General features: G+C 42.9%; 10 protein-coding genes. 8 read left to right on the top strand and 2 right to left on the bottom strand.

Translation table 11 applies throughout. The features are described from left to right. Positions 1-67: 67 nt before the first annotated feature. Positions 68-3,643 carry an NB-ARC domain-containing protein gene (locus V7K45_RS30965; RefSeq protein ID WP_335009498.1) on the bottom strand — a complete coding sequence of 1,192 codons (3,576 nt, stop codon included), beginning with the start codon at positions 3,641-3,643 and terminating at the stop codon, positions 68-70. Between the two features lie 438 nt (positions 3,644-4,081). Between V7K45_RS30965 and V7K45_RS30970 the strand changes: the two genes are divergently transcribed. Beyond that, positions 4,082-4,261 (top strand): CopG family transcriptional regulator, encoded by a 180-nt coding sequence (locus V7K45_RS30970; protein ID WP_335009500.1) that lies wholly within the window; start codon positions 4,082-4,084, stop codon positions 4,259-4,261. 495 nt (positions 4,262-4,756) lie between these two features. On the opposite strand, the gene V7K45_RS30975 is transcribed toward V7K45_RS30970, so the two are convergent. Next, entirely contained in the window at positions 4,757-4,903 is a 147-nt protein-coding gene (locus V7K45_RS30975; RefSeq protein ID WP_094348756.1) for a ribbon-helix-helix protein, CopG family, read from the bottom strand. Positions 4,904-5,932: 1,029 nt separating this feature from the next. On the opposite strand from V7K45_RS30975, the gene V7K45_RS30980 reads away from it, so the two are divergent. From V7K45_RS30980 to V7K45_RS31010, 7 genes are all read left to right on the top strand, one after another. After that, positions 5,933-6,433, top strand: coding sequence for a fatty acid hydroxylase (locus V7K45_RS30980; protein WP_335009502.1), 501 nt, complete (start codon positions 5,933-5,935; stop codon positions 6,431-6,433). A gap of 443 nt (positions 6,434-6,876) precedes the next feature. Further along, the gene (locus tag V7K45_RS30985; RefSeq protein ID WP_335009504.1) at positions 6,877-7,014 is read left to right on the top strand and encodes a hypothetical protein; all 138 of its coding nucleotides are present in this window, start codon (positions 6,877-6,879) and stop codon (positions 7,012-7,014) included. Beyond that, positions 7,001-8,980, top strand: coding sequence for a GAF domain-containing sensor histidine kinase (locus tag V7K45_RS30990; RefSeq protein ID WP_335009506.1), 1,980 nt, complete (start codon positions 7,001-7,003; stop codon positions 8,978-8,980). Before V7K45_RS30985 ends, V7K45_RS30990 begins: the two co-directional genes overlap by 14 nt. A 13-nt stretch (positions 8,981-8,993) precedes the next feature. Further along, positions 8,994-13,124, top strand: coding sequence for a PAS domain S-box protein (locus V7K45_RS30995; RefSeq protein ID WP_335009508.1), 4,131 nt, complete (start codon positions 8,994-8,996; stop codon positions 13,122-13,124). A 278-nt stretch (positions 13,125-13,402) separates the two neighbouring features. After that, on the top strand, positions 13,403-13,780 hold the full coding sequence (locus V7K45_RS31000; protein WP_335009510.1) for a response regulator transcription factor: 378 nt from the start codon (positions 13,403-13,405) through the stop codon (positions 13,778-13,780). A 488-nt stretch (positions 13,781-14,268) separates the two neighbouring features. Next, the gene (locus V7K45_RS31005) at positions 14,269-15,363 is read left to right on the top strand and encodes a phosphotransacetylase family protein (RefSeq protein ID WP_335009512.1); all 1,095 of its coding nucleotides are present in this window, start codon (positions 14,269-14,271) and stop codon (positions 15,361-15,363) included. A 150-nt stretch (positions 15,364-15,513) separates the two neighbouring features. Then, the gene (locus V7K45_RS31010; protein ID WP_335009514.1) at positions 15,514-15,762 is read left to right on the top strand and encodes a GIY-YIG nuclease family protein; all 249 of its coding nucleotides are present in this window, start codon (positions 15,514-15,516) and stop codon (positions 15,760-15,762) included. The last annotated feature ends 76 nt before the right edge of the window (positions 15,763-15,838 follow it).

Consider the following 15,838-nt stretch of genomic DNA (forward strand, 5'->3'; position numbering starts at 1 on the left):
GCTTTCCGAATATCGCTTTTGCCAAAAACAAGCGCGAAATGTAAGAGCAGGGTTTACAACTGTAATACTACTCCTTATATTCAACTGCTCCTAAAGCTTTTAGAGTGGCAATAGTTGCAAAAGTTACACCAGTAATGCCCGTGATATTAGTGCCCTCGTAAGGTCTAGAGCTAAAAAGAGTTTTCAGGCATTCACCTTTTAAAATATCCCAAAGCTTAATCGTCCCATCTTCACTGCTACTAGCTAAAGTATTGCCTTTAGAACTAAAAGCAACTGACCAGGTTAACTTGGTGTGTGCTGATAAAGTTTTCTCGCAGTTGCTTGTGCTGACATCCCACAGTTTCACCGTTTGGTCTCCGCTACCACTTGCTAATGTACAACCATCCATACTAAAGGCAACTGAATATACGGAATTGGTATGCCCATACAAAGTTTTAAGACACAGTCCGGTGCTGACGTTCCATAGTTTCACTGTTTGGTCACTGCTGCTACTTGCCAATGTGGTAGCATCAGGGCTGAAGGCAATTGACCAGATCCAGTCAGTATGACCTTGCAGAATCCGGAAACATTTACCATTGCTGACATCCCAAAGCCTTACTGTTTGGTCATGGCAACCACTAGCTAGCGTATGATCGTCTAAACTAAAAGCGACAGACCATATCCGCTGGGTGTGCCCTTGTAAAGTCTTTAAGCATTTACCAGTGCTGACATCCCACAACTTTACTGTTTGGTCATCACTGCCAGTTGCTAGCATTGTACCATCGTGACTAAAGGCAACTGATAAGATCCGATTACTATGTCCATGCAAAGTTTTGAGACACTGACCGATGCTAATATCCCATAATCTCACTGTTTGATCTTCGCTACCACTTGCAAGGATGCTACCGTCTGGACTAAGGGAAACTGATGTAACCCGATTACTATGCCCCTGCAACGTTTTAAGACATTTACCTGTGCTGGTATCCCATAACCTGATCATTTGATCGCCACTACCACTAACAAGCATCGTGCCTTGAGGATTAAAGGTAACTGACCATATTCCATTACAGTAACCCTGCAAAATCTTAAGGCATTGACCTGTACTGACATCCCACAGCCTTACCGTTTGGTCATCACTGCCACTTACCAGCATCGTAGCATCAGGACTAAAGGCAACTGACCAGATCCGAGTGCCATGCCCCTTGAAAGTCTTGAGGCATTGGCTTGTACTGACATCCCATAGCTTTACCGTTTGGTCATCACTGCCACTTGCCAATATCATACTGTCTGAATTGAAGGCAACCGAATTTACTAAGTCAGTATGACCTTGCAAGGTATGAAGGCATTGGCTTGTAGCAACATCCCACAGCTTTATTGTATGGTCATGACAACCACTAGCCAATATTTGACCATCTGGGCTGAAGGCAACTGACTGTACTCTATGGGTGTGTCCCAGTAAAGTGGCTAGGCATTGACCAGTGATGACATCCCATAACCTTACCGTATGGTCGTCACTTCCAGTAGCAAGCATTGTATCATCAGCACTAAAGGTAACTGCCCACACCCGACTACCATGTTCTAGTAGAGTCTTTAGGCATTGCCCGGTACTGATATCCCACAACCTCACCGTTGTGTCCTCACTGCTACTCGCTAGTATATTACCATCTGAGCTAAAGGAAACAGACCAGATTCCACCGCTATGACCCTGTAAAGTGGCTAGGCATTGACCACTGCTAGTATCCCACAACTTCACTGTTTGATCGTCACTGCCACTAGCGAGAACACAACCATTGGGACTAAAGGTAACTGGCCAAATCCAACCCTTGTGCCCCTTGCAGGTAAGCAGTTGTTTTCCATCTACAACCTGATACAGGCGAATCTCATTATTAGTATCTCCTGTCGCTAAAAGCTTTCCATCAGGGCTGAATGCCACTGAGTGAATACCCCCTATGGTTTCAGCAAAAACACATTTACTTAGATTGGCATGAGAAAAATTTACATTGTGAAAATTTACGTTGCGTAGGTCTGCTTGCCAAACAGTCAGATAAGAAAAATCATAGCCACTTAGATCCGTCTCTAAATAACAAAGCAGATTGAGAATATTGCCAGCCGTATACCCTGGTTCTAGCGGAGATTCTTCTCGCAGTGTTGCAAGAATTTGAGTTAACCGACTTTCAATATTTTTTTTGCTTCTTAAGTCGTAAAGCAACCCATCTATGACTGGTTTAAGGATAAGGCGAACCTGAATATCTTTAACATAGTCTTTACCAGTCGCCTTTATCAAAGCATGACGCCTAAACAAATCAAAATTCTGAGTAACAATTTCTTCACAGACTTGTTCTATCAATCTACTAGTCATATACTCCATGACTACAGGCTGAAGTGTGAATAGTGCTTTACTTTTTTCAATCAGCGTAGGTGTTGGCATTAGCCCAGCGTCTCGTAGAGAAGCCTTCTCAATTAGCGATCGCCTTCCTAAAGATTCCAGAGCCTCTAGTAATTTTGCTTGTGGTATTGGTGATATAATGTCATCTCGCAATTCTGGAAGCGCCATTGGCTCACGATTAATCGCTAGCCAATACATTATTTCCTTTTCTAAATCTGACAAGCGCTCAAACTGCTGCTCTAGAATATCGCGAATATCTCCAAAAACAGCCGTGTCTTGTTGTAAAAATCCAGTCACATTACCATCAAAAACATCTTGAATGGTTGTGGCAACTATCTTTAAGGCTAATGGATTGCCTGCATAACGTTCAATCATTACTTTCCATTCATTTTCTGCCGCCGATAGTCCCTTGAGTTTTAAAATTTCTTGCCCTTCCGCCACCTTCAATCCACTCAGTGGCAATGAGCGAACAGGTAGTGCTTGTCCTTCGAGTAATGCCACTTCTTTCGGTTTTTCACGACTAGTCAGCACTAAGCAGCTTTGGTGAGTTGCTTCTCCTACCCGTCTTAAAAGCTCACCATATTCCTCATATCCTTCTCGATAAAGTCCAGCGCGGCTACCACTGCGGAGAATTGATTCTGCATTATCAAGGATCGCTAAACAGCGATAATTTTGTAAATAATAGAGTAGTCGCGATACGCGATCGCTAAAACTTTCTGATAAGTTACTTTCTGTTTCCTGTTCGTCAGATAGAAATTGGATTAAGTTACCTAGAATAATTTTAACAGGCGGTGCTTCTCGTAGCGATCGCCAGATCACATACTCAAAGTTGTCCTGAATTTTTTGAGCAAACTTTACAGACAGTGCTGTTTTTCCAATACCTCCTATTCCCAATAGTGCAACCAATTGGCAATGCTCATTGAGAATCCATTGCTCTAGTGTAATAAGTTCTTCTATACGCCCATAAAAAGCGGAGTTAAAGATAGCCTCTCCCCAATCTAGACGAGTGTTTGAGCTTGAATAGTCACTTTTCTCTATTTTTAAGTTAAAAACTGAAAAAAGCTTCTCAATAGTCTGTTTGTCAACTCCTCCCTCCCGATTCAATACTTTCGAGATGGTAGCGGAATATAAACCAGAACGTACACTCATTTCTTCAAGAGTATACCGATTTCCAAAATTTTCTTTTGCTTCTGACTGATGCTTTGCTTCTTTAATTTTTTGTAAACCCTTCGTAGTAAGTGCAACGCCACGCTTACGTCTCCAATTCTGTAAAGTCATGTATTAACTCACTGTTCGTTTAATCACTTTTTATTAAAAGGAATTATCTACTAGGTTGTTATAGATATAGGGTAATAGCCATAACAAACGAATAATCTCATGTTGCAGAAGATTTAAAATAGGCATATTACCAAAACATTTAGTAATAAATACTACCTTTATTATCCATTCATCTCGGTAATTCAACGCCGCTTGCTCAACAGACTATCTGGACTGTAGGACATTGCTAACATCATTTCTTTAGCCGAAAGCTTCTTACATTTGGTGATGGCAGATTTATTACGTAGGGTATTAGTGATTTAATACCTCGTATTCTCAGTAATATTTTTGGGAGTAAAGCTTAAGTTCAATCTCAAAATCTCGATTTTCACTGGTAAATACAGCTCAAAATTGGCAATCTTGATAAGGAAAGTTTCTATATATCTAGCTTATCAATCAATGAATAAAACTGCTGCACTGAAATTTCCCCGTTTGACCACCTCCAGTCAAAAAAGAGCGCTTAAGCGAATCACTATCAATTTGACAGCAGATGAAGCTCAAAACCTTGAAAAGTATTGTGAACAGACAGGACAATTAGCAATAGACGTGATTCGAGAACTTATTCAAGCTTTGCCTTGAGCTGCTGAACGTTGACGCCAAGTCTGAAAAGCGCCAGTCCAGAAGAGTTATAGTTAAAGTAGAAGTCAGATTTGGATAAAGGTTTCCAATTTTACTCTGACATGAGTAATTGCAAGAGCAGTAATCTATAAGATTAGATCCTCACGACTGTATATTTGCTACCTCAATGCTATTGTTTGTGGCGAAAATTTTAAACAATATGGGTTAGAGATTATTTTCTGACGCAGATGACGACACCATAAGGATAGCCACCGAACCAAAAAGATATTCTCTCACTCCTCATTGTGCAACTCTATAATAAATAGCGCTCGTATCATCTTCTTTTTGGCTGCGCTCGCGGTAAATGAGCGCAGCACGCCAGAAACTAAATTTTTACGTTCTTGTCAATCATCACAAAAAATTACTACCTCTGAATTATAAGACCTCCAATTAAACCAAATTTTAATAGTTATATCTTGAAAATCAACCAGGGTAAAATAGTTCGCAAATCTACTTTTATTTCGTCAGTGGCAAGGCTCGAATAAGTTCTCTGATGACATCCGTTGCTGGCCTGCCTGTCTGTTCACAATATTTTTCAAGGTTTTTGGCTTCATTTGATGCCAGGTTTATAGTGATTCGCTTGACCGCCCATTTTTTGTTCATACTGAAATAGATAAATCGTGTAATCATAACTTCAAATCTTGATTTTACCTTCCAACTGGAAAGTAACCTAAATTTTGGATATACTGAGATACCCTTTTTATAGGACACGTTGTAAATAAATATTGCAGGTGTGCTTTACTGATTTACTAACTTGTCTATAAATGATAAAGGAAGAATCAATATTTGGTATTCTAGCATTTAATTTTTTACGCTTTTTAGCTTAGGCTGTAGTCTAATGCATACCCCGTTCGCTGTGCGTTGCAAGCTATGTACAGCAGTAACCACAGGACAAGGGTGAAACATAAAGTTGCCAGTGTCTATAAATTGAGCGAACGAATGGTCTAGAGTAAGGAAATCCAAAAGCACTTGGCAAATAAAGATAAATTATAAAATTATCCCTATCTTTTTAATGTTTATTCATCATTGAAAGTGTAAATTAAGAGCGATATTATTACTCGATTTATAGAAAATATCTATAGCATCTAGCTAATTCTAGATGCTCCAAATTTTATAGTTTTTCAGTTAAACTATAAACCAAATTGGTTTACCTTAATAACTCAATTAATATTGGCATAATATCTATTTAGATCGTTCTAAATCGAGTCATCATGCAATGCTTAATTGCAATAAATTTAGAATTAACAATATTGCAGAAATCCTTAACCTAAATTTGTACCAAGCTTAACTCAACCTTTGCTTACGCTGTATGGCTTAGTAAGAAGATTGTGTAGTAACTTTGGTAAAATACTGTATTTACATCGGGTTTTAGAGGTATTAATACCATTAACCCAGAGCTAGAAGTCAAATTGGAGGTTTTTACAAGTTGCTGTTGACTGCATTAAGGATCGGAGATTCATTGAATGAAACTGCAACTGATCCAATTACATATACTCTGAGCCAAATTAACTGGAGGGTAGACTCATGAGATACACAAGTGCTACTTGCATAGCGCAAAACAGGTGTCTACGCCTACAGCATGACATTTGCATATTTTCTGTGGAGTTTTCTTATTAAACTTGAGGAGTACAAATGCTTGAGGCTATCGCTGTTGCTTGGTTGTTACTGTTTGTTGGCGATTTTCTATCTACATTCTTTTACCACGTACCCGAGCACGTTTTTGGTAGCCTTCATTTAAAAACGCACCACTCCTGGAAGAAAGACTTCCGCCACTACGCTATTTTGACTTTTAATTCCCAGGTTCTTTTAGATGGTATCTTGGGAGCTTTGCCTTATCTACTTATAGCAGTAGTCCTGTGGTCTTTTTCTCCTATTGGCGTGATTTCTGGATTACTACTTGGTCAATTACATGTATGGTGGAGACATATAAGTGTACTGGGTTGGCAAACTTCAAAGCCTGTAAATATTTTATGCCAAATTCTATTTATTACTACTCCTGAAAGACACTGGTTACATCATCACAAAACTAATTTGGGTTTCGGTGATATTTTTACTTTCTTTGAACAACCTGCACAAATATGGTTACGCTGGCTACGGCTACTCAGACTTCGTTTTCGCTACTCTCGGATCTAACTAAAACTAGCACCTACCTAAATACTTTTTAAAATCACCAAAAGAAGCGGCGATCGCCGCTTCTTTTGGTACACTAAAGGCAATTATTTTACTTTCAAAAATCCGCTCACCTATATACTCAAAAAAGCTGATTCCCAACTTATGAGGAGTAGCAACAAGAAATATTAATTTACCATAGATTTTAATCTATGGTTTTATCCAATTAAAAGTTGTTTACTTATAGTTTTTCTAAAACTCATCAAACAGCAAGGAAGTTCTAATGGACGGAAGAATGCCTCTGGCAAAGGGTTTAAAGGTATTTGCTATTGCTCGACTTCGCTGTTATATCGCTAAGGTTTTTGGGAAAACTAGTCTTAATTAGTAAACAGTTATATCCCTAGATTTTTATGACAATTCCTCTCTTTTCGGGAGATGGTAGCTCTAGCTTGCTTATGCAAAGGAGTATGGATAGCGACGTTGAAGGTGGCAGGAGGTTGCAATACACTGTATGTTTCTGTTTGAGAAACTACGCCAACGAACCAACACTGATTGTGAAAAATTTGCAACCTGCTCTAGATGAGGTGTTTCATGCCCGCAGTTAGCCTCAGAAAGATGCTCAACAAAAAAGAGTTGCCATCTCTTATTCATAACTTAGTCTACCAGTTCAACATCGCGATTGATGTTGAACTAGCAGACGGCACGAAACTAATTAGCATTGGAGAACAAACTGTAGAAAACCGTTATCCAATCGATGTTTCAGGAGAAATCATCGGTTGGGTTGTTGGAGAAGAACAGGCAACTATACTTGCAAATTTGCTCTCATTGCTGGCAAAGCAGGAAGCTGAAAAGAAAGTACTCGCCAAAGAATTGTTAGAGCGATATCAGGAAATTGATTTGTTTGACGATATCTCGACTCAACTGACAACAAGTTTAGATACGCGACAGATTGCCCAACTTGTACTTCAAGAATTGAGTCAATTAATTGAATCATCTGCGGGGATGATTCTGCTTTTGAATCCAGATGGAACTGCGTTTGAAATCATTGCGGAATTTGGAGTGTTTTTTGATCGCAATCAGCCAGAACCCGGTAAGGGAATTATCGGCAACATTGTGCAATCCAATCGGGCCGAACTCGTCAATGATGTGCAAGCCGATCCGCGATTAGAGGGGCAAAAAAACGTTAGTGCAATGATTTGTGTACCGTTACGAGCCAAAGAGCGGGTACTGGGAGCGATCGCTATTGGAACGGTCAAAACTGACTCATACAAGGCTGAACACCTGAAACTGGTGAGTATCTTTGCCTCTCAAACAGCGATCGCCATTGACAAAGCTGTGCTTTACGAGCAGAGCACTCAAGCAGCCGTCCAGGCAAAAGCCCAGACACAAAGGCTTCAGCAAGCTCTCCATGAGTTGCAATTGGCCCAAACTAAATTGATCCAAAGCGAAAAAATGTCCAGTCTCGGGCAACTCATTGCCGGAGTTGCCCACGAAATCAATAACCCGGTTAACTTTATTTACGGCAATTTAAAGTATGTTGCCGAATACGCCCAAGACTTGTTGCATCTGTTGGAAAAGTATCAGAAATTTTTACCTGTTGCTCCTCCAGAACTGGAATCAGAGTTAGACAATATAGACCTGGAATTTATCATGCAGGATTTTCCCAAACTGCTAGATTCGATGAAACTGGGCACAGGTCGCATCGTCGAAATTGTCCAATCCCTGAAAAACTTCTCCCGCCATGACGAAGCTGAAATGAAAGCCGTGAATATCCACGATGGCATCGATGGAACGCTAATGATTCTTCATCATCGTCTGAAAGCAGATGTTCATCGTCCGGCAATTGAAATTGTTAAAGACTATGCAACACTTCCTCTGATTGAATGCTATCCCGGACAATTGAATCAGGTGTTTATGAACATCCTGGCAAATGCCATTGATGCTTTGGAAGAAAGCATGGAAAATTGGAAACTTAAAAATAATCCTCAATCTCCAACTCGCAATCCCCAAATCACTATTCGTACCATAGCCATTGACCACCAGTGGGTTGTAATTCGCATTGCCGACAACGGCCCAGGCATGAAAGAGGAGGTAATTCGCCGCATTTACGATCCCTTCTTCACCACGAAAGATGTTGGGAAGGGAACGGGGTTAGGTATGGCAATCAGCTACCAAATTATTGTAGACAAACATGGGGGAATGCTTAAGTGTCGTTCTCAACCAAGTGAAGGCACAGAATTCTGGATTCAGATTCCAATCAATTGTGCATTGGCAGACCCTGCTGAAGAACAAAATAGCACCTCTGCCTTGCCAACTCCCACAATGGAATCATCCCCTACTCCCGATACCGACGGCTTTATTCCATCAACAGTTCCAATGCTCAAACCGACGGATCTGCTGATCCGCCATACTCAACTGATCCAGCGACTTTCACAGCACAGTCCAGATGTGGAAGGTGCATCACCCGATCAACTTTATCAGATGTTTCAACACCACCCAATTTCGTTAAAGCTTTACGCCACTTTGTTGTCTTGGTTCTGTTGTTCTAACCCTACCCAAATACGCCACTAAAGAAACCTCAATCATGTTTAACCAACTTGATGAATACAACAGTCAGCTCTTTGAACAATGTCCTGTTGGGCTAGCACTATGCCGAACAGATGGGACGCTAATTAGCATCAATCCCGCTTATGCTGGCATTTTGGGGCGTACTGTTCCAGAAACCCTGAATCTGGGCGATCGCCAGATTACTCCGGAAAACTATGCCGTCACTGACCAAGCTACCCTAGAGAAACTAGAGCAAATCGGTCGCTACGGCCCATTTGAAAAGGAGTTAATCCACAAAGACGGGCATCTGGTTCCGGTGAGGATTTCTGGACAAATGATTGAGAAAAATGGAGAGCGACTGATCTGGTGTAGTGTAGAGGACATCACCAACCTTCGACGCGTCCAGCAGGAACGCCAAGATACCGAACAAATACTGAAACAGAGTGAAGCCCGATACCGTTCTCTGGTGACAGCTAATACACAAATTGTCTGGGTAAGCACACCAGAGGGAATTTGCTTTGAGCTAGCAAGCTGGATAGCCTATACAGGCCAAAGTCTAGCTGAAGCGGAAAATGGGGGCTGGATTGATGCCGTTCATCCCGACGATCGCGCCTATACCGGAGAAGTCTGGAGCGCTGCCGTGGCAAATCTGAGTATGTATCAAATTGAATACCGAATTCGTGGCAAGGATGGCAACTATCGCTACTTTTGGGTCTGGGGCGCGCCCGTTATAGAAGAAGATGGCAGCGTCCGGGAGTGGATTGGCACCTGCACCGATATTCACGATCGCAAGCTGGCAGAAGCCGAAAAGCGGTATCTCGAACAACGGTATCGCTCTTTGATAACTACCACTTCACAAATGGTCTGGACGGCATCGCCGGAAGGAATGGTGAACTCTGAAATAGTCGGTTGGGAGGCATATACTGGTCAGAGTGCAGCCGAAATGATCGGCTGGGGCTGGTTGGATGTCATGCATCCCGATGACCGTGCCCAGAGTGCTGAAGTTTGGAGTGCTGCTGTGGCGACCCAAAGTCTTTATCAAGTTGAATATCGGATTCGTGCCAAAGACGGCACTTATCGCTACTTTTTTGGCAATGCAGCTCCTGTTTTGGAAGCAGATGGCAGCATCCGGGAGTGGATTGGCACCTGCACCGATATTCACGATCGCAAGCTAGCAGAACAAACTCTGCAACAGAGGGAAGAACGGTTTCGTTCTTTAGTGACTGCCAGTTCCCAAATTGTCTGGGTGACTACCCCTGAAGGACTGGGGGTGAGCAGTGAAATGTCTACCTGGTTAGCGTATACAGGTCAGAGTGCAGATGAAATCCAGGATTTGGGCTGGCTCGATCCGATTTACCCCGATGACCGTACTCACACAGCCCTTGCCTGGAGTAATGCTGTGGCGAATCAAAGTCTCTTTCAAACCGAATATCGCTTACGTGGTAAGGATGGCACATACCGCTACTTCTTTGTCTGTGGCACCCCCATCCTAGAAGCCGATGGCAGCGTCCGAGAATGGATTGGCACCTGCACCGATATCCACGATCGCAAACAGGCAGAAGCCGAAAATCAGCGTCTTCAAGAACGATATCGCTCCTTAGTAACTGCTACTTCACAGATCATCTGGGGAGCTACCCCAGAAGGACTGGGAATCAGCAGAGAAATGCTCACCTGGATTGAGTATACGGGGCAGAGCGAAGCTGAAGTTGAAGGTTGGGGCTGGCTCGAGCCGATTCACCCCGATGACCGTGCCAGTTCTACAGAAGCTTGGAATGCTGCTGTGGCAAACCGAGGTATCTACCAAACCGAATATCGGCTGCGTGGCAAGGATGGTACATACCGTTACTTCTCTGTCTGTGGTGCCCCCGTCCTGGAAGAAGACGGCAACATTCGGGAATGGATTGGCGCTTGCACCGATATTCACGATCGCAAACTGGCAGAAGCGGAAAATCAACGTTTATTAGATATGTTGAATCATTCCAGCGATGCCATCATTGTCCGCGACATGAGCGACAAAATCTCTCACTGGAATCAGGGTGCCGAAAGGCTCTACGGTTGGACGCGTGAAGAAGTAAAAGGCCAATGCATTCAAGCATTTCTCAAAAAAACCTTTCTAAAACCAAAGGAAGAAATTATCGCGGAGTTATTAGAGCAAGGTAATTGGGAAGGAGAAGTGCAACATCTTACCCATGATGGCAGACTGATTACCGTCCAAAGCCGATGGACATTGCAACGGGATATCGACGGTCAACCCTGCGCGGTGCTGGAAATCAATACCGATATTACTGCCCGTAAACAAGCAGAAACCGCTCTGCGGCAACTGAATCAAGAATTGGAAGCTAGAGTTATAGAACGGACGGCTGCCCTGCAAAATACCTTAGCAGAAGCGCAGGGGTTAAATGCCATTTTAGATAATTTAGCAGATGGTTTATTGGTGACAGATATCACCGGAGAAATCACCCACTTCAATCCTGCTTTTTTAAGTATGTACGGATTGACAGCTACCGCCCTCAACGGTCACTACCGAGAATTGCCGATATCTGGTTTAGCAGACCTGGTTACACGAACTCAGTCCCATCCTAAAGAGGTGTTCTCTGCCGAAGTTGCACTGACGAAGGAACGCATTGGTCAGGCAGTGGCAACCGCCATTTTCAAAAAGACGGCAGATCCAGAACCCGCCGCCTGCTTCGGTTCTGCACTACTAATTCGAGATGTGACGGCAGAAAAAGAAATCGACCAGATGAAGACCGACTTCATTTCAACAGTTTCCCATGAGCTGCGGACGCCACTGACTTCTGTCCTGGGTTTTGCGTCCATCATTCAAGAAAAGCTGGAAACCGATGTGTTCCCAATGATTTCTACCGAAGACCGCAAGCTTCAGAAAACGATTAAGCGGGTGGCTGACAATCTCAATATTATTGTGTCGGAAGCAGAACGGCTTACATCTTTAATTAACGATGTCCTGGACATCGCCAAGATGGAAGCAGGGAAAGTGGAATGGCAGATGCAGCCGATCGATCCTAGCGAATTACTGGATTGGGCAACCAATTCTACTGCCGGGTTATTTGAAACCAATGGCTTGCAATTAGTCAGCGAAATTGAACCAGGACTGCCTCAGATAGTAGGCGATCGCAACCGCCTGCTGCAAGTTTTAATCAACCTGATTTCCAATGCCGTTAAGTTTACCGAATCTGGTTGTGTCATCTGCCGCGTTAAACAAGGAAACGACGGTGTTTGCATCAGTGTCATCGACACAGGCATTGGGATTGCACCTGAAGACCAGCCGAAAGTATTCGAGAAATTCCGCCAAGTTGGCGACACTCTCACCGACAAACCCAAAGGCACTGGATTAGGATTGCCCATTTGTAAACAAATCGTCGATCATCACGGCGGTAGAATCTGGGTTGAGAGTGAACCAGGTAAAGGCAGCATATTCTCGTTCATCATTCCCACCTACGCCTGCGATCGACAAACCACTGCTAATCTGAATTTGGATACGCTTGTCAAACAACTCAAAGAACACGTCATCACTAAAAGCGCTGTGTCGAACCAAAACCGTAAAACCATTTTGGTTGTAGATGATGACGCTAACATTCGGGAACTGCTGCGTCAACAACTGGAAAACGAAGGCTACAATGTTCGCGAAGCTAAGGACGGCATGGATGCAATTCATCAAATCAAAACAGCCCGTCCCGATCTGATTCTCTTGGACGTGATGATGCCCCAAATCAACGGCTTCGATGTGGCAGCCGTTCTCAAAAACGATCCTCAGACCGCAGACATTCCAATTATCATTCTGTCGATTATTGAAAACAAAGAACGGGGCTACCACATTGGCATCGATCGCTATCTCACCAAGCCTATTGACACAGAAAAACTCCTTAGCGAAATTGGCTCATTGCTTTACCAAGGCACTTCTAGTAAAAAGGTATTGGTTGTAGATAAAAATGCATCAGCCTTAAAAACGCTATCAGATGTACTGCAAACTCAGGGATACAGCGTGATTGAAGCCTCCGATCCGCAAGAATGCATTTATAAAGCCCTGTCAGCCAAACCTGACATGATCATCATCGACTCTATATTCTCTCAAGAAGCCGATTTGGTGAAAACCCTACGCTTTGAGAAAGAGTTGGAAAATGTATTTTTTATTATGCTGTCTGAACAGTAATCGCTAGGGATTGGGGATGGGGGACTGTGCAAAAAGCAAGGGAGCAGGGGGACAAGGGGACAAGTCTCTCCCTTGTCTCCCGCCTCTTCCTTGTCTACCTTGTCTCTTCTTCATACCCTGTTTACCAATGCCCAGTACTTCAACTCCCTTCTACAGCGCTACTTCGACTTTGCCCTTCTCTACGAGAGGCTGCGCCAACGGCTACGCTTAGGACAGGCTCGGCACAAGTCAGGGAAAGCCGCTCAGTACAAATACCCAATTCCCAATCCCCAATCCCTATGAATCAGAAAATTCTAATTGTTGACGATGAACCCAATATCTTGATTTTGATGGAACAAGCCTTAGAAGCATTAGAAGATGAGGGTGTTGAACTTCTAACTGCTAGAAATGGAGAAGAAGCTCTCGAAACTATTAAAACTGAAAAACCAAACCTAGTTTTTCTTGATGTGATGATGCCGAAAATGAATGGTCTGCAAGTCTGCCATATTGTAAAACACGACCTGCAAATGACTGATATCTACATTATAATTTTGACAGCTAAAGGACAGGAGTTTGATAAACAAAAAGGAATTGAGGTTGGTGCAGATTTATATCTAACTAAACCATTTCGTCCTAAAGAAGTACTTGAAAAATCAATGCAGGTGTTGGGCTTTTGAGGAAAGTTATGAAGGCTTTTAATCTGCGATCGCTTACGTTAAGTTGGAAGCGATCGCAGCAGTAGCCTGTATTTACTACGTTACAAACGTTTCAGTATTTAGAATGTTTGAGTGTATAACTGTAGCATTTATGTCAGTTTCACATTTTTAATTTTTACAATCTTGACTGGAATTTAATACCTCGTGATGCGAGTTATGCAAGAGCCAAGACGTGCGATCGCAGCTTTTTTTGTCAGCTATCTTGAAAAGTAACGCTCCTGTAGACGCCGTTCCTCGCTAACGCTGTGCGCCAACGGATAGCGAGTCAGACGCCTCTACGTCGCTATCGAGCATCGGAAGCCTCCGCTCAGACAATTCTTTGCTTGTTCAATCAGAGGCTAATTCTGGGAAAGCTTAATTTGTGAGAGCGAGAGGCTTTTGCCAGAAGGAACTAGAATTAGGAAACACCTAGCTGGGTTCTTCTGACTTTTGAAATTAGGAGTGCATGTGTGCCAAAATCCCCTAAATATTTGCTGATTGGATCGACCGAGAATTACAGCGGTAAATCTGCAACTGTTCTGGGTTTGTCTCATCAGCTACAGCAAAAAGGTCTGGATATTAGCTACGGTAAACCACTTGGTACGTCTTTTAATTCGTCCAGTGGAACCGTAATTGAGGAAGATGTCCAGTTCATCGCTCTTAGCCTCAATTTGCCGGAAAACCGCGTTGCACCTACAATGCTGGCTTTGGATGAACCAAATGTGCAAAAGCGCTTGCGAGGGGAAGACAAAACCGATTATCAGCAGTCCCTAATACAGCAATATTTACATAAGTCTCAAGGAGATTTAGTGTTACTGGAGGGGCCTGGTAATTTGTCCGAAGGCAATTTGTTTGACTTGTCTTTACTGCAAATGGCTGAAGTATTGGATGCTGGTGTGCTGTTAGTAAGCCGCTATAAATCCTTGCTTTCAGTTGAGGCACTATTGGCTGCAAAACAGCGTCTGGGCGATCGCTTGATTGGAGTTGTAATCAATGATATCCCTGTCACCCAACTAGAAGCAGTTGAGACTCTCATACTACCATTTTTGGAACAGCAGGGTATTTCAGTGCTAGCAATGCTGCCGAATAGCGATTTGCTTCGCAGTGTGAGTGTTGGCGAACTAGTCAAGCAGTTAAAAGCTGATGTTCTCTGTCGTAACGATCGCATGGATTTGTTGGTAGAAAGTCTGGCAATTGGAGCGATGAATGTCAACTCCGCCGTGAAATATTTCCGCAAACGCCGGAATATGGCAGTGGTGACAGGAGGCGATCGGGTGGAAATTCAGCAAGCGGCTTTAGAAACTTCTACCCAATGTTTAATTCTCACTGGGCAACTACCACCCCCACCGTTCATTCTCAGTCGCGCTGAAGAATTAGAAATCCCCATTTTGTCTGTTGACTTAGATACCCTCACGACTGTAGGAATTGTTGACCGCACTTTTGGTCAAGTCCGTGTCCACGAGCCGATTAAGGTTCAGTATATTCGTCAGTTGATGTCCGAGCATTTTGACATTGACCGCTTGTTATCCAAATTAGGTTTAACTCCCGCAGCGGCATTGTCTTAGATTCATGAGTGTATTGAAGGAGGCAGGAGGCAGGAGACAGAAGGAGTAAATCATCCGGGATCGAATCCCGGATGATTTGAAGCTACTGAAGTAAGAATTCAGTGGGGTCTTATTAGTGATGGCTATAGAAGTCACTGGAACTAGGAGAAAATGGATTTAACGGCAATTGATCCCCTGAAACTACCCTCGCTTCCATTAGAGAAAAAAGCTGATCTCCCTGACTGTCCAACCATCTATTTTGCGATTTCTGGTTCTGAGGAAATTCTCTACATAGGCAGAACTGCCGATCTTGCACGTCGTTGGATATCACATCATAGATTTAAACAACTCATTGCGAGAAAATCACCAAAAAGCTCATCAAAAAAAATTGTCTACGTACCATACTGGAGTTTAGACTAAGTAGGAAAAAATGACCCAGCAGCACTGAGTTGATAAAATACAAGCTTTAAACATGGAAATCTTTAATATTAAGCAG

Origin of the sequence: Nostoc sp. (assembly GCF_036917375.1) — a bacterium.
In the GTDB taxonomy this organism is placed as follows: domain Bacteria; phylum Cyanobacteriota; class Cyanobacteriia; order Cyanobacteriales; family Nostocaceae; genus Nostoc.